Source organism: Algoriphagus marincola DSM 16067 (assembly GCF_000429405.1).
GTDB classification, from domain to species: domain Bacteria; phylum Bacteroidota; class Bacteroidia; order Cytophagales; family Cyclobacteriaceae; genus Algoriphagus; species Algoriphagus marincola.
The window spans coordinates 45,224-70,153 of record NZ_KE386897.1; the positions used below are offsets into that span (position 1 = coordinate 45,224).

Annotated in this window: 31 protein-coding genes; 17 read left to right on the forward strand and 14 right to left on the reverse strand. The window is 41.6% G+C overall.

Annotation, left to right across the window (positions count from 1 at the left end):
- Nucleotides 1-53 precede the first annotated feature (53 nt).
- From G457_RS22340 to G457_RS0115165, 4 genes are read left to right on the forward strand one after another with little or no spacing between them, the layout of a single operon-like run.
- On the forward strand, nt 54-992 hold the full coding sequence (locus G457_RS22340; RefSeq protein ID WP_051260853.1) for a DivIVA domain-containing protein: 939 nt from the start codon (nt 54-56) through the stop codon (nt 990-992).
- Nucleotides 992-1,357, forward strand: coding sequence for a dihydroneopterin aldolase (folB, locus tag G457_RS0115155; RefSeq protein ID WP_026947216.1), 366 nt, complete (start codon nt 992-994; stop codon nt 1,355-1,357). Before G457_RS22340 ends, folB begins: the two co-directional genes overlap by 1 nt.
- The gene (locus G457_RS0115160; protein WP_155847176.1) at nt 1,350-2,213 is read left to right on the forward strand and encodes a ChaN family lipoprotein; all 864 of its coding nucleotides are present in this window, start codon (nt 1,350-1,352) and stop codon (nt 2,211-2,213) included. The genes folB and G457_RS0115160 overlap by 8 nt, the downstream gene beginning before the upstream one ends.
- Before the next feature lies 1 nt (nt 2,214).
- Complete coding sequence (locus G457_RS0115165; protein ID WP_026947218.1) at nt 2,215-2,673, forward strand: DUF4268 domain-containing protein; 459 nt, start codon at nt 2,215-2,217, stop codon at nt 2,671-2,673.
- 11 nt (nt 2,674-2,684) lie between these two features.
- Here G457_RS0115165 and G457_RS0115170 read toward each other — a convergent pair whose 3' ends face one another.
- The 3 genes from G457_RS0115170 to G457_RS0115185 form a co-directional block, all read right to left on the reverse strand.
- A complete protein-coding gene (locus G457_RS0115170) occupies nt 2,685-3,221 on the reverse strand; it encodes a DUF4136 domain-containing protein (RefSeq protein ID WP_026947219.1) in 537 nt (178 codons plus the stop codon).
- Nucleotides 3,222-4,052: 831 nt separating this feature from the next.
- The gene (locus tag G457_RS0115180; protein WP_026947220.1) at nt 4,053-4,553 is read right to left on the reverse strand and encodes a DUF6265 family protein; all 501 of its coding nucleotides are present in this window, start codon (nt 4,551-4,553) and stop codon (nt 4,053-4,055) included.
- Between the two features lie 34 nt (nt 4,554-4,587).
- On the reverse strand, nt 4,588-4,902 hold the full coding sequence (locus tag G457_RS0115185) for a HesB/IscA family protein (protein ID WP_024283086.1): 315 nt from the start codon (nt 4,900-4,902) through the stop codon (nt 4,588-4,590).
- A 113-nt stretch (nt 4,903-5,015) separates the two neighbouring features.
- On the opposite strand from G457_RS0115185, the gene G457_RS0115190 reads away from it, so the two are divergent.
- From G457_RS0115190 to dtd, 5 genes are read left to right on the forward strand one after another with little or no spacing between them, the layout of a single operon-like run.
- The gene (locus tag G457_RS0115190) at nt 5,016-5,540 is read left to right on the forward strand and encodes a DUF7935 family protein (RefSeq protein ID WP_026947221.1); all 525 of its coding nucleotides are present in this window, start codon (nt 5,016-5,018) and stop codon (nt 5,538-5,540) included.
- A 5-nt stretch (nt 5,541-5,545) separates the two neighbouring features.
- Complete coding sequence (locus G457_RS0115195) at nt 5,546-5,959, forward strand: YkvA family protein (RefSeq protein WP_026947222.1); 414 nt, start codon at nt 5,546-5,548, stop codon at nt 5,957-5,959.
- Between the two features lie 37 nt (nt 5,960-5,996).
- Nucleotides 5,997-6,626, forward strand: a complete 630-nt coding sequence (locus tag G457_RS0115200) for a thioredoxin family protein (RefSeq protein ID WP_026947223.1) — start codon at nt 5,997-5,999, stop codon at nt 6,624-6,626.
- Nucleotides 6,623-7,348 (forward strand): Rossmann-fold NAD(P)-binding domain-containing protein, encoded by a 726-nt coding sequence (locus G457_RS0115205; protein ID WP_026947224.1) that lies wholly within the window; start codon nt 6,623-6,625, stop codon nt 7,346-7,348. Before G457_RS0115200 ends, G457_RS0115205 begins: the two co-directional genes overlap by 4 nt.
- Before the next feature lies 1 nt (nt 7,349).
- Nucleotides 7,350-7,802, forward strand: coding sequence for a D-aminoacyl-tRNA deacylase (dtd, locus tag G457_RS0115210; RefSeq protein WP_026947225.1), 453 nt, complete (start codon nt 7,350-7,352; stop codon nt 7,800-7,802).
- Nucleotides 7,803-7,853: 51 nt separating this feature from the next.
- On the opposite strand, the gene G457_RS21700 is transcribed toward dtd, so the two are convergent.
- Nucleotides 7,854-8,954, reverse strand: a complete 1,101-nt coding sequence (locus G457_RS21700; protein WP_051260854.1) for a leishmanolysin-related zinc metalloendopeptidase — start codon at nt 8,952-8,954, stop codon at nt 7,854-7,856.
- Between the two features lie 323 nt (nt 8,955-9,277).
- Here G457_RS21700 and G457_RS0115220 point away from each other — a divergent pair, with 323 nt between their 5' ends.
- Both G457_RS0115220 and G457_RS0115225 read left to right on the forward strand, forming a co-directional pair.
- Complete coding sequence (locus tag G457_RS0115220; protein WP_248602867.1) at nt 9,278-10,693, forward strand: ATP-binding cassette domain-containing protein; 1,416 nt, start codon at nt 9,278-9,280, stop codon at nt 10,691-10,693.
- Between the two features lie 68 nt (nt 10,694-10,761).
- Nucleotides 10,762-12,006, forward strand: a complete 1,245-nt coding sequence (locus tag G457_RS0115225) for an aminotransferase class V-fold PLP-dependent enzyme (RefSeq protein ID WP_026947227.1) — start codon at nt 10,762-10,764, stop codon at nt 12,004-12,006.
- Here the strand turns inward: G457_RS0115225 and G457_RS0115230 are convergent.
- Nucleotides 11,989-12,375, reverse strand: a complete 387-nt coding sequence (locus G457_RS0115230; protein ID WP_026947228.1) for an iron chaperone — start codon at nt 12,373-12,375, stop codon at nt 11,989-11,991. The genes G457_RS0115225 and G457_RS0115230 overlap by 18 nt on opposite strands.
- A gap of 1 nt (nt 12,376) precedes the next feature.
- A complete protein-coding gene (locus G457_RS0115235; RefSeq protein ID WP_026947229.1) occupies nt 12,377-13,417 on the reverse strand; it encodes a zinc-dependent alcohol dehydrogenase family protein in 1,041 nt (346 codons plus the stop codon).
- Nucleotides 13,418-13,499: 82 nt separating this feature from the next.
- Here G457_RS0115235 and G457_RS0115240 point away from each other — a divergent pair, with 82 nt between their 5' ends.
- Entirely contained in the window at nt 13,500-13,847 is a 348-nt protein-coding gene (locus G457_RS0115240) for a nucleotide pyrophosphohydrolase (protein WP_208325326.1), read from the forward strand.
- A 223-nt stretch (nt 13,848-14,070) separates the two neighbouring features.
- On the opposite strand, the gene G457_RS0115245 is transcribed toward G457_RS0115240, so the two are convergent.
- From G457_RS0115245 to G457_RS0115285, 8 genes are all read right to left on the reverse strand, one after another.
- Complete coding sequence (locus G457_RS0115245) at nt 14,071-14,304, reverse strand: hypothetical protein (protein ID WP_026947231.1); 234 nt, start codon at nt 14,302-14,304, stop codon at nt 14,071-14,073.
- A gap of 75 nt (nt 14,305-14,379) precedes the next feature.
- Nucleotides 14,380-14,616, reverse strand: a complete 237-nt coding sequence (locus G457_RS0115250) for a YdcH family protein (RefSeq protein WP_026947232.1) — start codon at nt 14,614-14,616, stop codon at nt 14,380-14,382.
- Nucleotides 14,617-14,829: 213 nt separating this feature from the next.
- A complete protein-coding gene (locus G457_RS0115255) occupies nt 14,830-15,768 on the reverse strand; it encodes a hypothetical protein (RefSeq protein ID WP_155847177.1) in 939 nt (312 codons plus the stop codon).
- 57 nt (nt 15,769-15,825) lie between these two features.
- Nucleotides 15,826-17,373 carry a M81 family metallopeptidase gene (locus G457_RS0115260; protein ID WP_026947234.1) on the reverse strand — a complete coding sequence of 516 codons (1,548 nt, stop codon included), beginning with the start codon at nt 17,371-17,373 and terminating at the stop codon, nt 15,826-15,828.
- A gap of 76 nt (nt 17,374-17,449) precedes the next feature.
- Complete coding sequence (locus tag G457_RS0115265; protein ID WP_026947235.1) at nt 17,450-17,926, reverse strand: hypothetical protein; 477 nt, start codon at nt 17,924-17,926, stop codon at nt 17,450-17,452.
- Nucleotides 17,927-18,152: 226 nt separating this feature from the next.
- Entirely contained in the window at nt 18,153-18,857 is a 705-nt protein-coding gene (locus G457_RS0115270) for a 2-phosphosulfolactate phosphatase (RefSeq protein ID WP_026947236.1), read from the reverse strand.
- Nucleotides 18,854-19,948, reverse strand: coding sequence for a glycine cleavage system aminomethyltransferase GcvT (gene gcvT / locus G457_RS0115275; protein WP_026947237.1), 1,095 nt, complete (start codon nt 19,946-19,948; stop codon nt 18,854-18,856). Before gcvT ends, G457_RS0115270 begins: the two co-directional genes overlap by 4 nt.
- Before the next feature lie 285 nt (nt 19,949-20,233).
- On the reverse strand, nt 20,234-20,560 hold the full coding sequence (locus G457_RS0115285) for a HesB/IscA family protein (protein ID WP_026947238.1): 327 nt from the start codon (nt 20,558-20,560) through the stop codon (nt 20,234-20,236).
- A 91-nt stretch (nt 20,561-20,651) separates the two neighbouring features.
- Here G457_RS0115285 and mce point away from each other — a divergent pair, with 91 nt between their 5' ends.
- The 5 genes from mce to G457_RS0115310 all read left to right on the forward strand — a co-directional run bounded on the left by mce (nt 20,652) and on the right by G457_RS0115310 (nt 24,865).
- The gene (mce, locus tag G457_RS0115290; RefSeq protein ID WP_026947239.1) at nt 20,652-21,056 is read left to right on the forward strand and encodes a methylmalonyl-CoA epimerase; all 405 of its coding nucleotides are present in this window, start codon (nt 20,652-20,654) and stop codon (nt 21,054-21,056) included.
- 95 nt (nt 21,057-21,151) lie between these two features.
- Nucleotides 21,152-22,180: a thiamine-phosphate kinase gene (gene thiL / locus G457_RS0115295; protein ID WP_026947240.1), complete on the forward strand. Its 1,029-nt coding sequence runs from the start codon at nt 21,152-21,154 to the stop codon at nt 22,178-22,180.
- A gap of 115 nt (nt 22,181-22,295) precedes the next feature.
- A complete protein-coding gene (locus G457_RS0115300) occupies nt 22,296-23,297 on the forward strand; it encodes a radical SAM protein (protein ID WP_026947241.1) in 1,002 nt (333 codons plus the stop codon).
- Nucleotides 23,298-23,364: 67 nt separating this feature from the next.
- A complete protein-coding gene (locus tag G457_RS0115305) occupies nt 23,365-23,790 on the forward strand; it encodes a hypothetical protein (RefSeq protein WP_026947242.1) in 426 nt (141 codons plus the stop codon).
- A 7-nt stretch (nt 23,791-23,797) separates the two neighbouring features.
- The gene (locus G457_RS0115310; RefSeq protein ID WP_026947243.1) at nt 23,798-24,865 is read left to right on the forward strand and encodes a globin family protein; all 1,068 of its coding nucleotides are present in this window, start codon (nt 23,798-23,800) and stop codon (nt 24,863-24,865) included.
- Nucleotides 24,866-24,930 lie beyond the last annotated feature (65 nt).

A 24,930-nucleotide genomic window follows, 5' to 3' on the forward strand; every position in this document is an offset into this window, starting at 1 on the left:
TCTACCTAAATGGTACTTAAGTGGATTTTGCCGATAAAAAAGACATTAAAAAAATGAAAATATCACCTACCGAAATACGCAAGAAATCCTTCGAAACTGGCTTCCGAGGTTACGAAAAAAAACAAGTAGAGGAATTTCTAGAGCAAGTGAGTCAAGCTTATGAGCAGCTCAATCAGGAAAATCTTGAATTGAAAAGTAAACTTCAACAGACAGAAGCAGAAGCCAAGCGCCTGAAGGATGTAGAGGATTCGCTTTTCAGGACTTTGAAGACCGCTGAGGACACAGGAGCTAGTATTATCGAAGAGGCAAATGCAGCAGCCGATCAAATCATCGAAGAGGCAAATGTCAGCGCAAAGAATGCGAATGATTACGCAGATAAGATCATCGGCGAAGCAAAGAAAAAGGCCGATGCGGATGCGGCAGTCATCATCGCAGCTGCTGAGAGCAAAGCTAAAGACACGATCGTGGAACTCAGAGAAAGCATGCAAGGCTTGGTCAGAAGCTACGAAAGCTTGGTCGAGCAGCGGGAACTTTTGGTCAAAAGTCTTCGCAGAATATCGCAGGATATGCTGAATCAGATTGATCTTTCTGACGCACATTTCAATCGGATCGACGCCAAGGCTCACGCTCGGGCAGTGGATGAACTGAGTCGCTCGCAGGCTTTTACATTTGCCAATCTTGAATCTTTATCTGAACAGCTTTCCCAATCAATGGGCAACACTCAAGTGAAAGTAGAAGAGGAAGTGGTAGAAGATCCATTGGAGGAAATGGAAATCATCGAGGAGGAAATCGAAATCGAAATCCACGATAGCACCCCGGATGTACAGCCTGAAACGGATGTAGAGGAAGAAGTCTCGGATCTATCTGAGGATGTGCAGGATGAGGAAGAAGAGCCTAAAAAAGTGGAGATCAAAAATCAGCAAGCTCCGCCTAAGCCGCAGCCAAAAGACGATGCAAATCAATCAGGATCATTTTTTGACCAATTCGACTAATGGGAAAAGTATCACTGGAAGGAATTGAATTCCATGCCTATCATGGAGCCTATCCGGAGGAGTCTATTCTCGGAAATCGCTTCACATTAGATCTCGAATTAGAGACCGAATTTCGGGATGCGATGCTGCATGATGATTTAAAAGCCACCGTTGATTACTCCGTACTTTATCGAATCATCAAAGGAAGAATGGATGTCAAAGTGAAGCTTCTCGAGCATCTGGGACACCTGATCGTGCAAGATATTTTGGAGGCCTATCCAAAAACCAAGGAGATTCGACTGACATTGAAAAAACATGGTCCTGCTCTAGGTGGATTGGTGAAGTATTCAGCTGTTCAAATTCAATACCCGGAAGATTATGCGTAATTCCATTTTTGCTCTTACGATTTTCATTTTGTCCCTCCAGTCCTTAATGGGACAGGGAATTCCATATCAGATATTTGATTCCAAAGGCAAAGCTATAAGTTTCGAAAAGATGGCGAAGGAGTCAAAAAATGCTGATCTTGTATTCTTTGGAGAGCTACATAATAATAGCCTTGCTCATTGGCTACAGCTACAAGTTTTTAAATCACTTTCAGAGGAAAATGATCGCCTTGTGTTTGCCTCCGAGTTTTTTGAGCGAGATGATCAGCTTTTGATCGACGAGTGGATGGCCGGAAAAATCACGGATAAGAACTTTGAGACGGAGGCCAAGCTCTGGAATAATTACCTCACTGATTACAAACCCTTGATGCTTTTTGCTAAAGAAAATCAAATCCCATTCATCGCCTCAAATGTACCAAGGCGCTATGCATCGCTGGTCAGCAGGGGAGGTATTGAAACTTTGGATTCCTTGAGCGATGAAGCCAAAGCCTATTTCGCTATACTTCCAGTCGCAATTGATATGACGCTGCCGGGCTATGAGGCTATGCGAGGAATGATGCACGGGGCACCAGGTAATTCAGATTATATGATTCAGGCCCAGGCACTCAAAGATGCTACGATGGGAGAATCACTTTTTGAATCCTTAAAGCAGGGAAAACAAATCTACCATGTCAATGGCTCCTACCATAGCAAAGAAGGAGAGGGGATTCTATGGTATGTCAAAAGAAGTTTCCCGGACAAAAAAATCATCAATATCCATACAGTAGAGCAAGATCAACTGGATAGTTTGGATGAGTCCAATGCCTCAGGAGGAGACTTTATAATCGTATTGCCCAAGGACTCGCATAAGTCTTACTAAGATGTACACCAAATCGGAACTCTCCCAAATCCGAAAAAGCTTCTGGACGGCTTTTGGTGCTTACATGCGTCCCATTCCCAATGCCCAAGGCCGCCGGGTCAACTGGCAAAATTACAAGACAGGGGTGAAGGAAATTTATTTTCGGATGAAAGCTGAGCGAGGCTTCGCATCAATCGGAATTGAAATTACCCATCGGGATGAGGAGCTTCAGGAGCTGTTTTTTGAGCAGTTTGGACAGCTTCGCAAAATCTTGGAGCAAAATACCGGAGAAGCCTGGGATTGGATACTGCATGAACCCAATGAATTTGGTCAGGTGATTTCCAAGATCGAAAAAGTCAAACTGGGAGTCAATGTGCTAAATGAAGAAGAATGGCCTGAAATTATCAGTTTTCTTAAACCCAGGATGATAGCTTTAGATGAGTTTTGGGATCTGGTAAAGCCGGGTTTCGAGGATTATTAGGGCCTTGATAGCTAGTTTTTATTTGCCATTAGCTGATCCAAAGTAGATTTGATTTCTTTAGAATTCAATACTTCATTAGCTGTTAAAACTCCTGTGCCTGTCCCCATCCAAAGCACTTCATTGGTTTTGGCATCCTGAATCAAAAAAATCACCTTTCCATATTGTCCTGATTTTTTTAATTCGGAATTAGTTGGAGAATAATTTCCTTCGGGACTAATTCCACCACCTGTACGAACTATCTCATGTTCAAAGTTAACTGAAGCAACAACGCTTTGTATTAATAAATCGGGGTTTTCCTCAACCAGCGAAAATCCATTTTGAATCAGTTTTTTTTCGAAAATCCGATTCAATTGAACTATATCTTTTGAAGCCTCATTTTGTGCTACAAGCTTAAAAGTATTTTTCCCAATTAATCCCTCAGACTTGCTCACTAAATCATGAACTAATATTGATTCGGTGTTTTTTCGAACATCTGAAATAGCCGAATCCGAGACTCTGCAGGAGGCAAAAGAAAAAACAGCAAGTACAAAAACGCAAAGTCTTTTCATGATTTTTCAATGTAATGGACGAAATTATTACGTTAAAGTATCGAAATAGTTCGGTATTTCAGTTCTCCAGAGGAAGATTAAATTTAGGAGTCTTTTTTTTTTACTAAACCATGGCCCATTTGGTCTTACTTTGGAGCTTCAAAATTGAATCAGTTCATTAAAAACGTTTTTTTGGGGTCTACTATAAAATTGACGAGAAATCCTTAAGGGTGATCGCTACTAAATTCAGGGACAAATAGTTTGGTAAAGATTATGATTTGAACTGGAAATTTTCGGCGATAGGGGCCCTGCGAGATTTTCGGTTTTGGAGTGCTTGGCTAACCTATTAAGAAAATGACTTAGTCCCGAGCTTGTCTCGGGAATCCAGTCATTTTTAGGTTAGCAAAGCAGGACAAAATTCCGCTGTGCACCAATTAAAAGTAAACAGAAAATGCTTCCAGCGGAAAGAAAAGATCGGGGCCAAGACTTTTGGATACTTTTGGTCTTCAAAAGTATCGAAGAAGGAAAAGAGTCGGATATCTCTGGAAAGGTTAGAAAGAGATGAGGATCAAATCAAGTCATTACTTTTTTGCGAAGTGAAATTTTCTCAAACTGGTTTCTCTCTACAAAACAATTAGATTTCAATACATCAAAATCCTCAGATTAAAGTATTTCCTTAGTTTCAGAATTGATAAATGAAGATCTTGGTTGTCTTCTCATTAATTTAAGAGTAGGAGATTTTTAATTAGATTTCTAGGAGCGCAGAAAGTGGGAGAATTTTAAATTGGAAATAATATTTAACCCAAATAACCAAAATATACTTTCCCACTAAATCTAAGACTTCAAGATTTATTAAAAATCCCTCTTTGTGTATTCAAAAGCAGCAATGCTCGATTGGTCCCCACTTTCCAATTCCACCCAAACAGTCAAGTTTTCGCCTTCCCTCTTCATCGTCAATCCATCCAACCAAATCGTCTGATCCTCAATTTCAATTAGGCGGAATTCTACCCATTCATCTTTATCTTCCCAAGCTGTCAAATCTGCGCTGAAGTGCTTTAGCTTCAAGGTCATAGATTCATTTTCTTCACTTAGGAAAAACAATTCACTAAAAATGAGCTTTCCTTGATCAAAAAAACGAAAAGTGCCCATCATTTGGCCGTCTCTTGCAGGAAGCCAAACCTCCTCACAGTCACCACCCAAGCCGGGACCTGACCAAAATCCTTCTAGCCAACTTACCTGAGAAAGGTTTCCCTTTCCGGGAGACTGTCCATCCTCAAGTCTTTTTACCTCTTGAGCATTGGCTGCAAAGCAAAGGATGCAGAGGAATGAAAGAATAAAATGGTATTTCTTCATGGCTTGGGTCTTGCCATGAATTTACAAATAAAAGCTATTGATCGTGTCTTTTTGGCAGGTCTGGATTGACAAAAGTGAATCCCCGAGCTTCATCTCCTTCAAAAAAGTCAATCTGCATTCCCATTAGAAACATGTAATGACGTTTTTCGATTAAAACGGGTATGCCATTGATTTCGAATTTTTGATCTTCTTCTTTGGGTTTGTCAAAGCCCAAAGCATAGGACATACCCCCACATCCGCCGCCTTTGACTCCCACTCGGAGGAAGTAATCCAAAGGAATATTTTTGTGCTGAATGATGTTTTTGATTTCAGCTTCTGCTTTTTCGCTAATACTTATCGGGGTGAGCATGTATTTCGAATGTTTTTGGCAGGAAATTGGTTCGAAGACTTTACAAATTTACACAAGGATACGTTTATAAGGCCGGATAATTTTAGGATATTCGGACATTCTAGATCTGATTTATGGACTATTTAGTAGAATTACTCAAAATTGTACTCCCTGCAGGAGTGGTGCTATATGGCATGTACTTAGTCATCGTGTCGTTTATCTCCAAAGAGCGTGAGAAAATGCTCATTGAGTTGAAAACCCAAAACTCGCAGACTATTCTACCAGTAAGACTTCAGGCTGCTGAGCGCTTATGCCTGTTGCTGGAGCGTATCACTCCAAATAATCTGGTCCGACGTGCCAATGCCTCAGGGATGACTGCTGCAGAGTTGCATTCCGTGCTTTTGTCTGAAGTGCGGGAGGAGTTTAGCCATAATTATTCCCAACAGGTTTATTTCTCAGAGGAAACCTGGGAAGCTGTCAAAAGAGCGATCGAGGAAGTCACGACCATTATCAACCTAAGTCGACAAGGCCTAGGAGAAGAGCAATCAAAGGGTATGGATTTGGCCAAAGCCATATTCGCTTTGTCCTTGGAACGAAAAAATGACGCTATTGCTTTTGCTTTAAAACAGGTCAAGTCAGAGATCAATATTTATTTCTAATAGCCATGTCAAAAATCAGCGATAAAGCCCATCAGCTACTCGATCAAGCAAAAGCTCTATTTGGCAAGCAGGTAGAAGGCTTGGCCCAAAAAGAAGGAAAGATCAAAGAATTGATTGCTGGAGTAAAGCAAAAGCTGGTAGACTTTGGGGGGAATCCCCGTGTCAAGAAGTTAGTGGAGCCGATTTCCATTTTTATTCGTATGCTCAAGGCTCATTTCTCCGGTGTCAAAAAGCTCTCGAGCTCAACCTTAGGCTTGGTTGTATTGGCCTTGGTTTATTTTTTATCTCCTATAGATATCATCCCGGATTTTCTGGGAGTTTTTGGCTTTGCTGATGATCTTTCGGTGATTTTGGCTGTCTTTGCAAAGCTCAAAGATGAAGTGGAGGAGTTTTTGGACTGGGAACGAACTCAGCTGTAAATCCTGCTGTTAGTCTCACAAATCCATCCACCCATCTATGCTGGAACAAGTGACTAAAACGCAAACAATCACCGCCGATACCATTGCCGGGGCGATGACTTATCAAGAGTATAAAGATCTGGCTGATAGACTTTTTGCTCAAGGGAAAACGACAGGAGAGAATCAATCCCAGGCTTATATCGATTACACTCGTATTGCCATTCAACGAATGCGCAAATGGGATAAAATCGCCAAAGTTTCAGAGCGAATGGTAGAAAAGGTTAAGAAACTTCCTCCTCAGATTTGGCTGATTATCACGGAGGCTTGGTGTGGAGATGCCGGTCAAAACATTCCTTACATCTATAAACTTGCAGAATTCAACCCAAATATTCAGGTAAGATTGATCCTTCGGGATGAAAACGTAGATATCATGGATGCTCACCTTACAAACGGAGCTCGATCCATACCAAAATTGGTCGCTTTGAGCCCTGGATTGCAGCGAGTTTTTTTTACTTGGGGACCCAAACCACAGTATTTGATCGAAAAGCAGAAAGCTTTTAAGAATAATCCTGATGGGAAGTCTTTTCAGGAATACATCGAAGAAGTACATTTTTGGTATGCCAAGGACAAGAATCAAACCTTGGAAAAAGAAATGGAAGCTTGCTTTGAAAATGCTTTTGGAATATGAACATAGCCCTTATTTCTGGTACTTCCGGGCTTATCGGAATGCAATTGTTGCATCAATTACTGAAAAGCAATTCCTTCGATTACATCATCAGCGTAGGTCGAAGGACGCTTGCCTTAAAGGATCCAAAGCTCATTCAAATTTCAGGTGACCTTTCAAAGATTCAGGATTGGGACTGGCAGAATGAAATCAATTCTAAAAGCCTAGGTGGGGAATATCAAGAATTAGTAAAGGCCATTGAGAATGAAAACTGTGAAATTTCAGCTTTTTGTTCTTTGGGGACTACCATCAAAAATGCAGGTTCAAAGGAACGTTTCTTTGAGATTGATCATGATTTGGTAATCGGCTTTGCAAATTGGGTAAAAAGCTTGGGAGCCAAATCCTTTCATTATGTATCGGCTACCGGGGCAGATGCAGATTCTTCTATTTTTTATAATAAAGTCAAAGGACAAACTGAGCAGGATCTAGAAAAAATTGGGTTTGATCGCTTGAAGATTTATCAGCCTTCCCTTCTATTAGGAAATCGCTCCGAATTTCGTTTTGGGGAGCAAGTGGCTACCATTCTGATGAAGCCCTTGGTCTGGTTAAAGCTCTTCAAAAACTTCCGTCCTATCTATGACTATCAGGTAGCAAAGTCCATGGTCATCGTGGATTTAGATCCAAAAAGAAAAGGGCTTGAGCGAATCAGTTCGGGTGAAATGCAGGACCTAACAGCCAAAAAATAAGATGATATCAGTAATCCAGCGGGTATCCGAAGCTTCCGTCAAAATAGAAGGTAAAATCAAATCTGAAATTGGATTAGGTTTGATGGTTTTGTTGGGGATTGAGGATGCAGATACAGAAGAAGATATCGAATGGCTTTCGAAGAAAATCGTCAATCTTAGAATTTTCCCTGATGATCAGGAAGTGATGAATCGAAGTTTGCTGGATGTAGGTGGGGATATTTTATTGATTTCCCAGTTTACTTTACATGCGAGTACCAAAAAAGGAAACCGTCCTTCTTACATTAAAGCGGCCAAGCCTCCTGTAGCGATTCCACTTTACGAAAAGATGATCCAAGCTCTTGAAATCGAATTGGGTAAAAAGATTGGAACCGGTGAGTTCGGGGCCGATATGAAAGTGGCACTAATTAATGATGGGCCTGTGACTATTACCATTGATACAAAAAATAGGGTATAAAAAAAGTGCCCAAAATCGAATTAAGGGCACTTTATGAAGATTTGATTTAAGCTATTCTACCTTAATATAACCTTTTGGCTTGTATAGAATCTCTCGCTCAGCGATGTGAATACCTTCACCTGCCTCTGTATTCAATCGAGCAACTATTTGATCTCTTACAGAATAAGGATCTCCTACTAACGCTACGCCATATCCAAGATCTCTAAGTGAACCAGCGGTAATTCGGCTGAGTGGATTGACACCTAGGTTTAAGAATCCTGTCATTAACTCATTATCGAGGATGTCTTCACTCCAATGAGAAAATGCTGTACCTGGTCCTGCTGCTGCACCTTCTATAGGAAGGGCATTCTCTCCACCCGCTGCTCTCCAGTGGATATTTCCAAATCTACCCGTAAAGAATGGGTTTTCTGGAGTGCCTGCTATAAGTTGCCTTTCAAAGTTTACCCCATCAAAAGTCAAATCCCAAACAGTACCGATACCTAATACATGCCCCATTTCATGAATAATTACTTCATCAAAAAGATTAAATGCTTCCAAAACTGCTAAGTCTGAGGTATCAAAGAACATGAATCCTGAAAGAGGTAAATTATCTGCAAATCGAATGAAATTAGGCCCTGCAGCTCCTAAGATATTACCTGGTCCATCAATATTTGTAAGTACAACTTCGATAACTATGTCATCCACTTGCTCTCCTGCAGGGATAACAAAGCCCCCAAAAGCACCAGGAATTGGACCTGAAATGTTGGGTACATCTTTGATAATGATTTGCTCCCATCTGGCAGCCGACTCCCTAAAGACTTGTTCTTGTGCGGCAGTCACTGGTGTCAAAAATTCTAATTGTATATTAAAACGGACACGTTCAGACCCACCGCCTCTCGTCCTTGCATTAGCATCAGCAAGAGATTCGTCAGCCTTAGGTACGGTGATGACTACAGGTTCTCCTTCTGGTTGTTGGGGTAACTCAAAGGTTCGACTCTGATCCACCGCTTGTGTTTGAACGACGGTATCCTGACTTAATTCAGAACATGCTGTGAAAGTCAGAAGTCCAGCTGCGGTAGCTAAGGTAAAACCTAAAGAGGACCTCCCAGGTAGTGGTTTAAAGAAGCGATTGAAACCAGAAGGAATCTCTCGCATTTTGGAAAATTTAAGCATAAGATAGTTGTTAGAATTAGTAAAAGATAAAGTTTAAAACTTAGGTCAATATAAAACCTGAAAATTATTATTAAAAATTAAAAAGGAAAAAATGTGATTATTTTAATTTAAATATTGATTTAGTATCATTATAAATGCAAAAATGTTGCATTTAATAATTCTACTGGTATTCGGGATGAATTTGAATTTTTGGTTTTTTTCGTTAATTCAATATCAATTTCCCTATTCCTTTTTGCTTTAAATATTCGATTTAATTGACTGCACCTCTCATAAAAATATCCACTGGACAAATAATTTTTAAAGGAAAAACCGCTTTTTCAGATTTGGATTTTTTTTGGGATTCAGGTGAAAGTTGGGCTATCCTAAGCGAAGCTGGTTGGCTCCAAACGGCCTTTCTGGAAACCCTCCGCGGGAATACAGTTGTCAAGTCAGGAACTGTCACTAGACCTTTTGCTGATCAATATTTAAGTGTAAAAAGACAGCAAAAGGAGGTGGCCAGTTTTCGTGACCTTATGGCCTATGTATCCCAGCGCTATGAATTCAGAAATAAATTCAATCAACAGAACTTTTACTTTCAGCAACGCTTCAATTCGGCTGAATCAGAAGAAACAGAAACAGTAGAAAAATATTTGTCAACTGTTCAGTCCAGGCAAGAGGGACCTTGGACTCTGGAAAAGGTACTTGAATTACTGTACTTGAAGGACCTACGTGAGGAATCACTCCTGAAACTTTCCAATGGAGAAACTAGGCGCTTGGCTATTGCAGCAGGATTGATGCGTCAACCCGATATTTTCTTGATGGATCATCCAACCACAGGACTAGATATAGAAAGTCGGGCGGCTTTTGGGGAGATAATTAATGCCATTCAAAAGGAAGGAGTGCAAATTTTGATTACTTGCAATCCTCAGGATATTCCTTCAGGTATTCAGAAAATTGGTCTTCTGGATCAACATGGAATTACCAAGATCTGGCATTCAGCGGATTTTTCACCCATGTCAAATCACATCGGTGAAAAAGCTTGGGATTGGGAACTGTTTCAAAGTTTATTGCCTCAAAAAAATGCTAGTGATGATCCTTTGGTAGTTTTGGAAAAGGTGACCATCAGCTACCAGGAAAAGATCATCTTGGATGCGGTCAACTGGGAAATTCAGGCTGGAGAACGTTGGCTTTTAAAAGGGGTAAATGGATCCGGAAAATCTACCTTGATTTCTTTATTGATCGGTGAAAACCCTCAAGCCTATTCTCAAAATATTTGGTTATTTGGCCGAAAAAGAGGAACTGGAGAATCTATTTGGGATATCAAGAAACCTACCGGATTTGTCGCTCCCGAACTAGTACGTTTTTTTCCATCCAATCAAACCTGTAGAAAAGTAATTTTGAGTGGTTTATTTGATACCATGGGTTTGTTCAAAAAAGTCAATGCTGAAGAGGAAGAACTGGCTTTAAATTGGATGAAAGTATTTGAATTGGAAAATGTGGCCGAGCATCCCATTCAAAGAATTTCATTGGACCAACAGCGGTGGGCACTTCTCGCCCGTGCCTTGATCAAAAAGCCAAGATTATTGATTTTGGACGAAGCTTCACAAGGTCTGGATCTCGCCCAACGGAAGCTTTTTACTCAGACTGTTCAAAAGCTCTGTGAACTCTCAGGTATCAGTTTGATTTTTGTCAGCCACTATCCTGAGGATGTGCCAGTTGCTGTGGATCAGATTTTCGAATTACCATCAGAAAAACCTTAGCTCCGAATTCAAAAGATCGAACTGGTTTTTGAATTAAAAGATGTATTTTATTTTTTCAAAATCATCGTATGAACTCGAGAAGAAGTTTCCTTCAAAAAATGGGTCTGGCTTGGATGGCTCCTGCAGCCTGGAATAGCTTGGAGTTTCCTGGTTTATCCATGCCTCTAAACCAACAATCCTGGGAGCAGATTCGCCTTCAATTCCCTTTGGAAAAAGATCGTATCTATTTGAATAACGGGACATTTGGACCTTCTCCTTTTCCTGTGCTCAAGGCGGTTCAAGATTCATTTGAAAAAACCAATCGCACCGGGAATTACGGGAATCCCGGATCTGGAAGGGAGAAAATTGCTGAGTTTTTTGGGGTAAAGCCAACTGAGATATCCTTGACCCATAACACTACAGAGGGGATCAATATTATGGCACAGGGCCTTCCTTTGCAAGCAGGTGATGAAGTAATTGTGACTACACATGAGCATGCTGGGAATGCGATACCTTGGCTTAATCGTATTCATTTGGACGGTATTGTGTTGCGAGTGTTTGAGCCTAAGCAAACCCAAGAGGAAAATTTTGAAACGATCAAAAACCTAATCTCTTCTCGTACCAAAGCTATAGCCATTCCCCATGTGACTTGCACGACTGGTACTGTCTTTCCCGTTCGCGAGATTTCTGAATTTGCCAGAGAAAAAGGGATTTGGACGGCCATTGACGGTGCGCATGGTGCCGGTACTTTCGACTTAAATCTCAAAGATCTGGGTTGCGACTTTTATGCAGGTTGCTTTCATAAATGGATGCTCGGGCCCAATGGTACGGGCTTTCTGTTTGTGCGAGAAGAACTGCTTGATACCTTACAAGCCTTTTATGTTGGAGCTAAGTCCGAGAAAAGTTGGGTTTTGAACGAAAAAGAAGCACATTTCGGTGGCTATACCGATTCTGCCCATCGCTATGATTATGGCACTCAAAGTACTCCCATGCATGAAGGGGTGGTAGCTGCGGTGGATTTTCATCAGGAAATAGGAAAGGCTAGGACAGAAGCAAGAATTCGGGAGCTAAATGACTACCTCTATCAGTCGTTAAGTCAGCTAGATACATTGGAAATACTCACTCCCGAACAACGAGAGTCTCGGATTTCTGTAGTGACTTTTCGGATTCCTAACACTGATTATCGGGACATTGCGAAAGCCCTTGGACAAAATAAGATCCGGATTCGTGGAGTTCATGAAGCAGGATTAAATGCTATTCGGGTTTCCACTCATATTTACAATTCCGAGTCTGAGTTGGATCTCCTGATTCAGGAGTTAAAGAGACTTAGTTGATTTGGCTTTTGCAGCTACTTTTTGAAGAGCTTCTTCCTTGCGATAAAGTGCTATTTTTTGGATAAGTCCTAAAGGCAAATCTCCTTCATAAGGAAGCTGTACAACTCCCTTTGAAGTTGGGTAATCCTTCAGTTCCTCAGCAAAAGCTTTCACTCCGGAAGCAGTGGGGTAAAAGCCCAGGTGATTTTTCATAGCTGCATAGTAAACAAGGATTTCTGAGGTTTTGAATGCAGGCATGTGATAGCTGATGACCTCTTTTGCTTCAGGGAGAACCTCTTTAAGTGTTTGTCTTATTTGTTGGAGTTTTTCCTGCTTTTCGATTGGAAACCAGCTGAAATACTCTTCTATGCTTTCGGCTTTTGGACCCATTTTAGAATTGATTGATGATGGTAATTCCTTGATTTTCAAATTTATTCATTTCAGGGAGAGCTTTTGTGGCTTCTTCGAGCGAAATGGTTTTTCCGATTAATAACTCAGGTTTTAGCTTTCCAGTTGAGATCATGTCCATCATCTCCTGATACCTCCAAGCTTGCATGCCATGACTGCCTAAAATCTCCAGTTCCTTGGCAATAACCAAATTCATGGGTAGTGCAGTGTCTTTTTCTGAATCCAAAAGGAGACCAACTTGGATATGTTTTCCTCTTTTTCTCAGGCTAGCCACCGAATCATAAGCCAATTGACTTTTACCCAAACAATCCAAAGAAACATGAGCGCCGCCATGGGTAATTTCTAGAATTGCTGTTGGGATTGCTGATTCAGTCAATGGGTTTAAAAGAACATCCGTGCCAAGCTTTTTTGCTATTTGCAATTGTTTCTCGGAAATATCAATCGCAATCACTTGTGCCCCCAAAGCTTTGACAATCATGATAGCGGATAGTCCCACTCCTCCGCATCCAAAGACAGCCACCCATTGTCCTCCAGATACCTTTCCCTGATCTACTACCGCACGAAAGGAAGTGGCGAAGCGGCAACCTAGGCTAGCTGCAGTTTCAAATGCCATCGAATCCGGAAGAGCTACCAAATTGGTATCTGCCCGGTCGGTTCTGACGTACTCAGCAAACGATCCCCAATGGGTAAAACCTGGCTGAAACTGATCATCACAAACTTGTTGGTTTCCTGAGGCACAGGTAGGACAGATTCCACAGGCGCAAACAAAAGGAACAGTCACCCGATCTCCGATTTTCCATTTTTTTACATTCTTACCTACAGCCGAAACAATCCCTGCAAACTCATGACCCGGAACGTGCGGTAATTCAATATCTTCATCATGCCCCATCCATCCATGCCAATCAGACCTACAAAGTCCAGTTGCTTTGACTTCGATCACCACGCCATTTTTCTCAGGGGTGGGATCTTTAACTTTCTGAATTTTTGGACTAGTTTGAAATTGTTCGTAGACCAATGCCTTCATATTTCCGATTTTTCTGAAAAGTAGCTAATCCCTTCTGTTTTTTCTTAGTTACTTTCGGAATGAAATTCGAAATTATTTCTTTATGGACTTAATTAAGCAAGAAATCACCTTGGCTGAAGCCCAAGAAAAAGTAGATCAGTGGATCAAAACGGTGGGTGTTCGCTATTTCAATGAACTAACCAATATGACCATACTGATGGAAGAGGTGGGGGAGTTGGCCAGGCTTATGGCTCGTACTTATGGGGAGCAGTCATTCAAAGAATCGGACAAAGGAAAAGACCTGGGAGATGAAATGGCTGATGTACTTTGGGTATTGATCTGTCTGGCTAATCAGACGGGAGTCGATTTGACAGAAGCCCTTCGCAAAAACTTCGAAAAGAAGAATATCCGGGATAAAGACCGGCATCAAAAAAATGAGAAATTGAAATGAGGCTGTCTCAAAAGGAAAGCTTGTCACATTGAGCAATTGCTAGTACTCTGGTAAGAATCTTACCACAAAAGGCAGGTAGTCGAAATGTCCTACGTTGGATACCGAGATTGACATTCGATGTCGAGACTGTAAGTTATCAAGCGCTACTAGAAATCTCATTTATTCCGAAGTTCAATTCTTTAAAATATAAAGTCAGTTTTAGATATATCAATCGCTTGCAGCTTCAATTAATCATTTTCTTTTTTCTTGTTGTTCTTTTGGCTTGAACCAAAAGAACCAAAAGTTCAAGACGCAGCAAAGCTCCATCCGCACAAGGCCGGACGCTGGCCCGCTCCTGCCTGCCGGCAAAGGCAGGGCTGCGCCAGCCTACCGCGCCCACACCATACAAGTTTTCGATAAAAACTGCATTTAATCGCAAAATGACAAAAAAAAAGTTTATTTTGGATTGCTCTGTCATCCCCTTATTCTGATCTTCGAAGATTATTTAATTCACAGACTTACAAAGAAACTAATTAGGAGATAGCCTTTTTTCTTAGTTTTCTTTCAAAAACTTATAAATCTCATCTTTTAGATGTAATCGCTTGATTCGAAGTTGATTAGCCGTCTCATCAGAAGCCGGCACAGCATCTGACTCTACGCGGTAGATTTCATGATCCACCTCATCGTATTCCTCAAACAACTTTTTGAAGTGCTCATTTTCCGTTTTCAAGTCGTGGATTTTTGCTTCAAACTCAGGGAATTCTTCTTGTAGTGGGTGCTTTTTAAACATGTTTTTCGGGTTTTGTTTCTACAAGAATAGGCTAAATCTCACCGAACTTTGATGACTAAAATCACTTAGTCAAAAGACTATTGTTGGCTTTTAAGAGCAGAAATCAATATTCTTAAAACAGACTTTTTTGTTTGAGATTTTTTAGAATATTAAACTAAGACTCCAAAATGTTGCATAAAGTATTAGACAGCAGAAAGCAATTACTTTTTTTGATTAAGTATGTTGTATGATATAGCAAACCATTTTAGATTCAGGATTCATGAAAATATACAAGTCCCCGTCACTCCAGAAATTCATTAGGTTTAGTAGATCTGCATAATAGCCTTCTGTTGGTAAATCCAGATTGGTTTTGGCAAGCTTTACGTCTAAACCGTATGAAAATTGGGCCACAAACTTCATGGTTTTATTTGTTTTAGGACAGTCTGGTATATCAGGGCCTTGAATCCACTGTGGGATTCCCAAATGACCTGGACTAGCTGAGCTTCCTTGATGAATCTCTGGCATTTCAGCCATTTTTTCTGTTTCCATGAATTTCTGCTCAAAAATAAGCTTTGTGTCATGCTTGACCCACTCATCTTCATAGCCGGTCTCTAAGTATTCCTCAGGATTCCAAACTTTTGGATTTAGGGGGTCTGAATAATCCATAAATAAACGGTAAAAGTTTCCATAGATTGGGACTGCTAAATGAAGATCAAAAGGCAACCATTCGAGACCTACTGTTTCGGATGAAAGCGTTCCGAGGAATTGAAAAGATGGGCGCTCTTCAAACTTTGGTAACTTAAAGCTAGTTGGGAGGTCGCCACCGAGGTAGCTGCTACCAGTGTCACTAGTTTTGAAAATATATAAATCATGAGGAACAACCGGAATATAAGCCATTCCTTTTTCCTCTAAAGTAAGTTCTACCTCATCTCGATCACCATAAGACCAGAAGAATTTTTGAGTTAATTTTCCTTCTTCAAAGACTAATTCAAGCGCATCTACACTTGTTTGGACCAATTCCTCTGAAATTGCTTGTGTCTTAAAAAAACGACGACATTGGTCGTCTCCGTTCAATTTTACTTCGTATCCTTCAAGAAAGACTTTTTGTTGCGGTGACTGGCAGGAAACACTCATAGTGAGCAGTAGAATGATAAAATAATAGGTGAGTCTCAATTTTTATTTTCGTTGAAATTGCTCCCAAATAAACTGAAAATAATTTAATTTAAAGAGTTAATTTTTGCTGGATATCCATCTAACTGACAAGTCAGGGTCTTCCATATCCTTATCCAAGGGATACATGGGACGGATGATGCGTTTGTGTCCAAGTCTTTCCAAATCCTGATCTACTCCGCCCGGTGTCAAGGCCATAATCCAGTCACCGCGGAGATCATATAGCTCAGGTACCAAGTACCCAATTTTTACTACCAAAATATCGGTGCCTTTTGGCTCCAAACCGAGGTCGGTAAAGTCTTTTTCATGATGATAAGGCTTTCTCTTTTCGGTAACGATCACTTTGATCGAACCCACTTGAAGGACGATTTCTGTTTTGGCGTCGGGATCTCCTTCTTTCAGGGCCAGTAATTTCCCCTTTAGCAAAAGGGGGGGAGCAAATCGATCATCTACCATCGCACCCACAAATCCTTCTATCAAAGAGCCTATTTCGGCCTCCTTAGCCTTAGCTATTAAGTCGGGACCTGGAATGGAAGCATAAATCAATTCAGGACCAGATTCGGATTGAAATTCAGATCTTTGAAGCAGTTCGTTTAAGGTCCATGTTACATCACCTGCACCTCCGGCGGTGGGATTGTCTCCCATGTCCGAGATTACAAAAGGCTTTTTGTCACTATTCAGGGCCATTTCCAAGCTCTCATCGAGATAGGCTACCGGAGCCACAAAATCAAATTCATGTCGAACATCCCAAAAACTCTGTGCTAAATATTCGGCACTTTCTTTCACTTCCTTTTCATCATCTCCTGTGACCATGACTACGGCATGATTGCGAGGCTCATCAGCCCAAGCGTAGCCGATCCAAATAGCTGCATCGATGACGCCTTCTTTCTTGGTTTCTGGATCAACTTTGGCATAAAGGGATTTTCCTGGTTCGATTCGGGTACTTGTTTTTTCTCCGGGAAGCAGGATGGGGACTGGAATCCAGGCTTTATAGGCTGGCTTTCCTTTACCGTTTTCCAACCTGTCCAGAAGATTCTCCAAAGCTCGTTGCTTGGATTCCAAGGCATCCTCATGTGGGGCCATCCGATAGCAGGTGATTAGGTCTGTATTTTCAGCTAATCGCTTGGAAACATTCCCGTGCAGATCCATGGAGGTGGAAATCAGGGTTTCATTACCTACCACTTCACGAACTTTGATGATAAAATCTCCTTCGGGATCATCCAAGCCTTCTACGCTCATGGCGCCATGAATGTCAAAAAATAAGCCGTCGTAGGGGAGGTTTTCGCGAAGCATTTCGAGGGTCAGATTCACCAGAGAATCATAAGCTTTTCGTGTAACCATCCCACCGGGTATGGCATGACCTCGAAGGGTTGGAAACCACTCGGCTCTGGCTCTATTTTCTGAATCGGCTGATAGAAAGGGATAATAATTGAAAATGTCCTCACCGATACGGGCTTTGAAGGATTCGGCTGTGGATCTGGCCGGAGAAAAAGTACTGGATTCGATGGCTAAGCCTGCAATGCCAACTCGGGGCTTTTCAGCTTGAGTAGTGGGATTTTTACAGGCAAATAGAGAAATAGAAAGTAAGGCAATAAACAAGTATCTCATGCTGGTTTTGAATAATGATTGCTGAAAATACCTCAATTTTGCCTCCTTTAAAAAAAAATTAGAATGATTGCTTTTTTTATTCCTCAATTGCTACCATTAAAGGTTCTGTTCCTGGGCTATAAAACTCTAATCCCATAAGCGAATATCTCATTGAGCCTGTGACTTCTAGGCTATCTCCTTTTTGAATAACTCCGAAATGCTTCCATCTTCGACCTAAAGTAAACCCACCTAAATAAGCTTCAGACTCGTGAGGAAGAATTTCCCCTGTCTCTTGATGGGCAAAGTAATAGACATACAGATCGTTGGTTTTTGAGTAAGGAATGCTTTTTACTTTAGTTATGTACCCATCTGGTGGAGTTATGGTCATTGTTTCTTGATTGGTAGAGGCAAGTGCTGCAAACAAACTTAAAACCCCAATTAAAAGTGGTGGAGAAGCTAAAATTCTTTGTTTGTAGGATAGCTGCTTCATCCCCAAAGTAAAAACCTTAAAGAAAAAGAAAATGAAAGCTATGAAGAAAATAAGGCAGAAAAAACTCCAAAGAAATCCGATCATAACTATGTTGATTTGATCACCTAAATAAGTAAAAATTCTCGAAAAATAAAATCTAAGTTTAGGCGAATTTCCAACTTGCTATTTCTACTTCTATTAAGAAGTAAAATGCGTAGATCTGGGTTGATCTTTGAGCTCTGAATTTCGCAAGCTTCGCTCCTCATTCTTCCAGCTTCCAGTCAGTTGAGAAAAGAAATCTAGGCTTATGTCAGAATTAGGTTAGGTACATTTAAATTGCCCTCAAAACCTGTCCCTCAACCTTTCCCACCAAATCGTATAAATCCAAAGTCAGGCAAAAATCAATGTCTTTTTCGATTCCGTGGTTTTGTAGTCGCTTGGCATGGGAGGCTTGGCCAAGGTATTTTTTAAGTTGATGTCCTTCTTTCTCGAAGAGACTTTTCATTGCCATGGCTCCATCATCACTGCTTTCATGTGTGGATTCCAAGGCTTTAGCCAAAGCCCCGGCATAGAGGGAGTCTTCTAAGTTGAATCGGCCTTTCCAACCGGCACAATGAATGAGAACATCCTTCTTTTGGTCTTGAATGTACTTGACAGTGGCTGAAAGATTTGGAAAGGCCCCGATAAGAATTTCAGCTGCCCCTTCAGATTTGGAAATTGCCAGAGTCCCATTGGTGGTTGTCATGGCCAATTTCTGACCAGAAAAGCTGTTGTCCAGAAGAGCAACCGGTGAATTCCCGAGGTCAAAGCCCTCGACGGTTTGACCATTTCGCTCTCCTGCAATTAAATAACCCTTTTGCTTCATTGTCCGGCAGGTTTCCAAATCTGCAAAGGTCTCGATCTCTTCGATTCCATTGCCCAATGCAGCCACCATGGTCGAAGTAGCCCGGAAGATATCTACCACTACTACGATTTTTCCCTCCAAGTTGTGGAGGTGGATTAATTCTGGACTGAAGCAAACTTCTAATTGATTCATCCTTTCAAAAGAGGAAGTTTTTCTACCTGAGCTTTCAAGCTTTTATTTCGGATTTGGATAAAAATTTCAGTTCCTGCTTTGCTGAATTCTGTCTTGACATAGCCCAAACCAATACCTGCTTCCATAGAAGGAGACATGGTTCCGCTTGTAACTTCGCCGATCAGTTCGCCGGAAGCATCCACGATTGGATAATGTCCCCGAGGAATTCCCCGCTCCTGCATGACAAAGCCCACTAGCTTTCTGGTCACTCCAGCCTCTTTTTGAGCTTTTAGGGCTTCGGAGTTGATAAAATCCTTGGTGAACTTGGTGATCCAGCCCAAGCCCGCTTCGATAGGAGAGGTAGTGTCATCAATATCGTTTCCGTAGAGGCAATAACCCATTTCCATCCGCAAAGTATCGCGAGCTCCTAATCCGATAGGCTTGATGTCAAAGTCTTTCCCTGCTTCGAAAATGGCATTCCACACCTTTTCAGCATCCTCGTTTTTTACGTAAATCTCAAAGCCTCCCGCACCGGTGTAGCCAGTTCCTGAAATTATCACATCAGCAACTCCGGCAAATTCACCCACAGTAAAATGGTAGAATTTCACTTCTGAAAGATTGACTGGTGTCAGCGATTGTACGGCTTCAATGGCTTTCGGACCTTGCACGGCAAAAAGAGAAAGCTCATCTGAGATATTTTTCAGCTCGGCTCCCATGGTGTTATGTTGATTTACCCAATTCCAATCTTTCTCGATATTGGAAGCATTCACCACTAGCATGTATTTCTCGTCGGAATACTTGTATACGATTAGATCATCGACGATTCCCCCGGTTTCATTGGGAAAGCAGGAATATTGAGCCTGGCCTTCAACTAGTTTGGAGGCATCATTGGAGCAGACTTTCTGGATCAGTGCCAAGGCATTTGGTCCCTCTACCAAGAATTCACCCATGTGGGAAACATCAAACACTCCAACTCCATTTCTTACGCAGAGATGTTCTTCCTTGTCTGAACTGTAGCGAACAGGCATATTAAAACCTGCAAATGGGACCATTTTGCCACCAAGGGCAAGGTGTAGGTCATTCAATTGGATTTTTTTGATGGTTTCTTCCATGATTATTGGGCTATTTTTCTGTCGCCCAAAGGTAAGGATTGGAAGGGATTTTGGAGAAGGGATTTGTAGAAAATATGATTTTAAACCAATTGGTGATTTTTCTTCTCATTTTGGCTGGAACCGCCTTTGTGGACTGGTTGTACGGTGTCAGATGTCCGGTGAAAAAGTAGAACCCAAAATTTTTGATATATCCAAATCAATTCAAACCTAATTCAGTTGGCTCTTGATATTCAGGAAAATAAAAAAGCAACCCGAAGGCTGCTTTAGAATTATTCAATCTGCTGCTTAGACCGAGAAGCTTTCCCCGCATCCGCAAGTTCTGCTGGCATTGGGGTTCACAAATTGGAAGCCTTTTCCATTCAGCCCATCGCTAAATTCAAGCGTGGTCCCGGCAAGGTAAAGAAGGCTCTTTCGATCTACGATGATTTTGATACCCTTGTCTTCAAAGACATGATCGGAATCCACCAAATTGGCATCAAATCCCAAATCATACATCAGTCCGGAACAGCCGCCGCCTTTGACGGAAACTCGGATGTTTTCATTTTCGGTACGCCCTTCCTCTCTTTTAAGCTCGAGGATGCGTTCTTTGGCCTTATCAGAAACGATGATCATATATTCTTAACTTTGCGTAATAGTTTCGGTTCAGGAGCATAAACAAGCCTTGGCTCCAAAAGATTCGATTACAAATATAAGAATTATAAAAATGAGAAAAATAGAGCATATCGGCATTGCTGTTTCTGATTTGGAAAAATCCAATGAGCTTTTTCATAAATTATTGGGAAAGAAACACTTCAAAACTGAGACAGTAGCAGGAGAAGGGGTAGAAACCTCCTTTTTCCAGGTAGGAGAGACCAAGTTAGAACTTCTTCAAGCCACCCGCCCGGATAGCCCGATTGCCAAGTATTTGGAAAGAAAATCAGAAGGTATTCATCACATCGCTTTTGACGTGGAAGATATCTATGCAGAAATGGAACGATTAAAGACCGAGGGCTTTGAAATCCTGAATGAAACGCCCAAAGAGGGGGCAGACAATAAATTAGTGGTATTTTTGCATCCACGAAGCACAAACGGGGTTTTGGTGGAGCTTTGTCAGGAGAAAAATTTATAAGTAGTAATCGTAAATAGTAAAAAGTCCAAGTTTAAAGATTCCAAGTCAAAATATGCTTCTTGGTACTTTGGGTTTAGTACTTGGTACAATAAGATATGTCAGAAAAAAGAACAGAAATAAGTGATTTGGGTGAGTTTGGCCTGATCGACCATTTGAACGAAAAGGTAAAACTTCAAAATGATTCAACGCTGAAGGGAATTGGGGATGATGCTGCTGTGATAGATGCAGCCGATCACGTCAAAGTAGTGACAACCGACTTGCTTTTGGAAGGGGTGCATTTTGACTTGGCTTATGCTCCTTTGCCACATGTAGGTTTCAAAGCCGTGGCCGTCAATGTCTCGGATATTGCGGCCATGAATGCGATTCCAAAGCAGATTACCGTAAGTATTGCCTTGTCCAATCGATTTTCAGTAGAAGCGGTTGATGCCTTGTACTCTGGTATTCGGGCAGCGTGTGAGCATTATGGGGTTGACTTGGTTGGTGGAGATACGACTGCCTCCCGAAGCGGATTGGTGATCTCCATTACTGCAATAGGAGAAGCTCAAAAGGGACAGATTACCTACAGAAACGGAGCCAAGGAGAATGATATTCTTTGCGTGACAGGAGATTTGGGAGGCGCTTTGGTAGGATTGCAAATCTTAGAGCGTGAGAAGCAGGTATTTCTGGCCAATCCAGATATGAGACCTGACCTTGAGAAGTACACCATTGTCACCGGTCGACAGCTCAAACCGGATGCCCGAATGGATATTATTCATGAACTTCGGGAGTTGGGGGTAGTGCCTACCTCTATGATGGATATTTCCGATGGCTTGGCTTCAGAGATTTTTCATATCTGTAAATCTTCCAATGTCGGAGCCACTATCTATGAAGACAAATTACCGATTGATAAGCAGACTTTTGACACAGCGGTAGAGCTGAATCTAGATCCTATCACCTGTGTGCTGAATGGGGGAGAAGATTATGAATTGCTTTTCACCATTGATCAGAAGGATTTTGAAAAACTCGAAAAGCATCCCGACATCCATTTTATTGGTCATATTTCCAAGGCAGAAGAAGGGAAGTTTTTAGTGACCAAAAGTGGAACAGCGGTAGCAATCAAAGCCCAAGGCTGGAAACACTTCTGAAAAAGCATCTTTTTGAATTAAGCCCAGGAGATCCGTGTGATCATCTGGGCTTTTTTTATTTCTAAATGATCCAATCAGCAGATCCTCTTCGTACTTCCTTTCAAATAAGGAAATCATGGAAAAACGATTGGTCACAACTCAGAAGAAAGATTTCGATTTTTTTCCCTCTTCGAAAGGAGATGGACAAGAGCTCGGCAAAATCGATTCTTTCCTTTCCCATCACGCGATTCCAGCTCCTCAGTCGTTTCGGAAGCTTCAGCTTTTTTTGGGAAAAGTCTGCAATCACTCTTGCAGTTTTTGTCCACATGATGCAAATCCGGAGAGCTCGGAATTTATGCGTCATGAGGTTGTACATCAAGTGATTAGACTGATCGAAGAGGAGCAGTTTGAAGAGATTTCTTTCAAAGGAGGTGCACCAGAAATGTCCCCATATTTTCGGTGGATCGTGAAACAAATCCGTCAGAAAAGTCCTCAAACCAGATTGGTACTTCATACTCATGTGACAGCCATGAAGGACCCGGGTTACTTTCAAGCCTTACCGCGCTTTCTTCAAGAGCATCAAGTGGCTTTATCCGTTTATGTACCAACACTAGATGAGGTTCAAATGGATCAATTACGCGGTCCTAAAACCTTTAAGACTTTTTTATCGGTGGTTCGCTATCTCAACCGCCTGGGATATGGTTCAGCGGTTTCGGATTTAGAGCTAAAGCTCATTTGGAAGCATCTAAAAGTTCCTAATTCCAAGTTATGCGAGGTGCATTTCGAAGAGTGGAAATCGAAATGGTGTATCCGATTCAGTGACTTTCAAGAAAAGATGTATTCACCCGTGGGAAGAATGATGAATTGCCTTTCAGATGAAGGTGATAAGACTAAGTTTTTCCAAGAGCTGCAGACAAAAATCGGAAGACATGATGATCAGCCTTTGCCTTGCAAAGACTCATTAACCATCGATTGGGAAGGCAATGTGTACAATTGTGAAAATCATATTTCTGCAAAAGATGGCCGAGTTAACTATCGCCTTTTTCACTTGAAAGATTGGACTTACGAAAGGCTTCAAAAGGTCCGTATTCAGCCTGCTTTACACTGCCTGAGTTGCCTTGCCTGCATTAAAAATTAAAAAAAATGGAAACTCAGTAAATCCAATTCTTGAACTCAGTTCGTATTTCAGCAAAACAGATAAAGTCATGATCAAAAAAATAATTCTTTCCCTTGGTTCTATCCTCTTTTTGCTAGTCTTGATTTTGGCAGTACATATCTATATGGTCACAGGAAAAGCTGTTCCCGAGGGGCCCAATTGGTCTATGGGTAAAATTGAAGTGGGCAATCAGCTCGATTCGCTTTCAGTGAATGAAATCAAAAACGAGTTTCTTGAAAGATCATATATCCGTGCCTTCCGGACTAATCTAGACCAAGGTCATTTCATCCTTCTTTATGACCGCAAGCAAGTAAGTGGCGACGATTTAGTCGCTGAGCTAGGTTCAAAACTCAGTCTACAAGCTAGTCTCTATCGTCCAAGCGCTGAAGAATTGGCCAGTAGCTGCCCTGCCATTCCAAAGGACAGCTTCACATATCAATTAGGAAGTCTATTTCAATCCATCTTTACTAAATAAAACAACTATGAAACTCAAGAATTTATCTTTTAGCAAGCTTTGGGTATTCGGTGTTTTTGTCTTTTTCGCCTGCGGAGAAGATGAACCCACACCTCCCATGATGGACACCTCTTTCTATGCCACACAGCTGGGTGGAGAGACGATGGTCCCAGATCCTGACAATCCAGGTCAAATGGTGGAGCAGGGTTTTTTGAATCTCCGCACAGTAGTGACAAATACGGTCTTGGAGATTGCGACCAATGAAGGGGGGACCTACAATGATTTACAACCCTATTTCTCTGTTTTATTGAATGAGGTCGGTAGAAATGAATTGTCGGGATTTACCACTTTGGTAGTGGATTTTACCATTTTTTTGGCAGAGGCAACCGGTGCACAGAATTTCCAGTATACGGGATTGAATATGGCTGAAGCACATAATTCGACCAATCCAAGAATGAATGGGCTGATCAATGATGCCGATTACGACTTGTTTATTCAAGCGGTCGTGGCAGGTGCCGCTGAAGCTGGAATCACCAGTCCGGAGGTATTGGGTCCGGTTGGAGATCTTTTGGAGTCTGTTCGTGAGCCTATCGTACAGCGGCCTGATGGTGAAAATTTGGACTTGTATACACGCTTAGGAGGTTCTGGTCTGGTAGAGGATCCTGACAATCCCGGCACGCTGATCGAAGCGGGTTATCTTCCATTGAGAGCAGTGGTAACTTCTACCGTTTTGGTCATAGCAACCAATGAAGGTGGAAAGTATGATGATCTACAGCCTTATTTCACGGTTCTCTTGAATGAGGTAGAGGCCGGTGATACAAGTGGTTTTACGACCTTGGTTGGAGGATTTTCCGATTTTCTTGCAGCCAATATCGGATCGACAAATATTGAGTACAATGGCTTAAATATGCGGGATGCACATGATCCAACGGTCAATTCCAGAATGACAGGATTGATCACAGCTGAGGATTATGATCTGTTTGTTCAGGCAGTCGTTGAGGGCGCCTTAGAAAATAATGTTCCTGAGTCTATCATTGGAGAATTCGGCGCATTGCTTAACAGCGAAGGATTACGAGACGCGATCATTCAAGCATAAAAAAACTGGGCTTCGCACAAAATGGGGTGATGTGAAGTCCAAGTCCCCTGGGTTAGGCGACTTTT

Coding starts and splice junctions, on each gene's coding strand:
- G457_RS0115160 (WP_155847176.1), top strand. CDS start 1,350: ATGCGTAATTCCATTTTTGCTCTTACGATTTTCATTTTGTCCCTCCAG.
- G457_RS0115200 (WP_026947223.1), top strand. CDS start 5,997: ATGCTGGAACAAGTGACTAAAACGCAAACAATCACCGCCGATACCATT.
- G457_RS22340 (WP_051260853.1), top strand. CDS start 54: ATGAAAATATCACCTACCGAAATACGCAAGAAATCCTTCGAAACTGGC.
- G457_RS0115180 (WP_026947220.1), bottom strand. CDS start 4,553: ATGAAGAAATACCATTTTATTCTTTCATTCCTCTGCATCCTTTGCTTT.
- G457_RS0115245 (WP_026947231.1), bottom strand. CDS start 14,304: ATGACAGAGCAATCCAAAATAAACTTTTTTTTTGTCATTTTGCGATTA.
- G457_RS21700 (WP_051260854.1), bottom strand. CDS start 8,954: ATGCTTAAATTTTCCAAAATGCGAGAGATTCCTTCTGGTTTCAATCGC.
- G457_RS0115260 (WP_026947234.1), bottom strand. CDS start 17,373: ATGAGATACTTGTTTATTGCCTTACTTTCTATTTCTCTATTTGCCTGT.
- G457_RS0115185 (WP_024283086.1), bottom strand. CDS start 4,902: ATGCTCACCCCGATAAGTATTAGCGAAAAAGCAGAAGCTGAAATCAAA.
- mce (WP_026947239.1), top strand. CDS start 20,652: ATGAGAAAAATAGAGCATATCGGCATTGCTGTTTCTGATTTGGAAAAA.
- G457_RS0115265 (WP_026947235.1), bottom strand. CDS start 17,926: ATGATCGGATTTCTTTGGAGTTTTTTCTGCCTTATTTTCTTCATAGCT.
- G457_RS0115165 (WP_026947218.1), top strand. CDS start 2,215: ATGTACACCAAATCGGAACTCTCCCAAATCCGAAAAAGCTTCTGGACG.
- gcvT (WP_026947237.1), bottom strand. CDS start 19,948: ATGGAAGAAACCATCAAAAAAATCCAATTGAATGACCTACACCTTGCC.
- G457_RS0115300 (WP_026947241.1), top strand. CDS start 22,296: ATGGAAAAACGATTGGTCACAACTCAGAAGAAAGATTTCGATTTTTTT.
- G457_RS0115170 (WP_026947219.1), bottom strand. CDS start 3,221: ATGAAAAGACTTTGCGTTTTTGTACTTGCTGTTTTTTCTTTTGCCTCC.
- dtd (WP_026947225.1), top strand. CDS start 7,350: ATGATATCAGTAATCCAGCGGGTATCCGAAGCTTCCGTCAAAATAGAA.
- G457_RS0115195 (WP_026947222.1), top strand. CDS start 5,546: ATGTCAAAAATCAGCGATAAAGCCCATCAGCTACTCGATCAAGCAAAA.
- G457_RS0115205 (WP_026947224.1), top strand. CDS start 6,623: ATGAACATAGCCCTTATTTCTGGTACTTCCGGGCTTATCGGAATGCAA.
- G457_RS0115230 (WP_026947228.1), bottom strand. CDS start 12,375: ATGGGTCCAAAAGCCGAAAGCATAGAAGAGTATTTCAGCTGGTTTCCA.
- G457_RS0115305 (WP_026947242.1), top strand. CDS start 23,365: ATGATCAAAAAAATAATTCTTTCCCTTGGTTCTATCCTCTTTTTGCTA.
- G457_RS0115285 (WP_026947238.1), bottom strand. CDS start 20,560: ATGATCATCGTTTCTGATAAGGCCAAAGAACGCATCCTCGAGCTTAAA.
- G457_RS0115190 (WP_026947221.1), top strand. CDS start 5,016: ATGGACTATTTAGTAGAATTACTCAAAATTGTACTCCCTGCAGGAGTG.
- G457_RS0115270 (WP_026947236.1), bottom strand. CDS start 18,857: ATGAATCAATTAGAAGTTTGCTTCAGTCCAGAATTAATCCACCTCCAC.
- G457_RS0115310 (WP_026947243.1), top strand. CDS start 23,798: ATGAAACTCAAGAATTTATCTTTTAGCAAGCTTTGGGTATTCGGTGTT.
- thiL (WP_026947240.1), top strand. CDS start 21,152: ATGTCAGAAAAAAGAACAGAAATAAGTGATTTGGGTGAGTTTGGCCTG.
- G457_RS0115225 (WP_026947227.1), top strand. CDS start 10,762: ATGAACTCGAGAAGAAGTTTCCTTCAAAAAATGGGTCTGGCTTGGATG.
- G457_RS0115250 (WP_026947232.1), bottom strand. CDS start 14,616: ATGTTTAAAAAGCACCCACTACAAGAAGAATTCCCTGAGTTTGAAGCA.
- G457_RS0115240 (WP_208325326.1), top strand. CDS start 13,500: ATGGACTTAATTAAGCAAGAAATCACCTTGGCTGAAGCCCAAGAAAAA.
- G457_RS0115235 (WP_026947229.1), bottom strand. CDS start 13,417: ATGAAGGCATTGGTCTACGAACAATTTCAAACTAGTCCAAAAATTCAG.
- folB (WP_026947216.1), top strand. CDS start 992: ATGGGAAAAGTATCACTGGAAGGAATTGAATTCCATGCCTATCATGGA.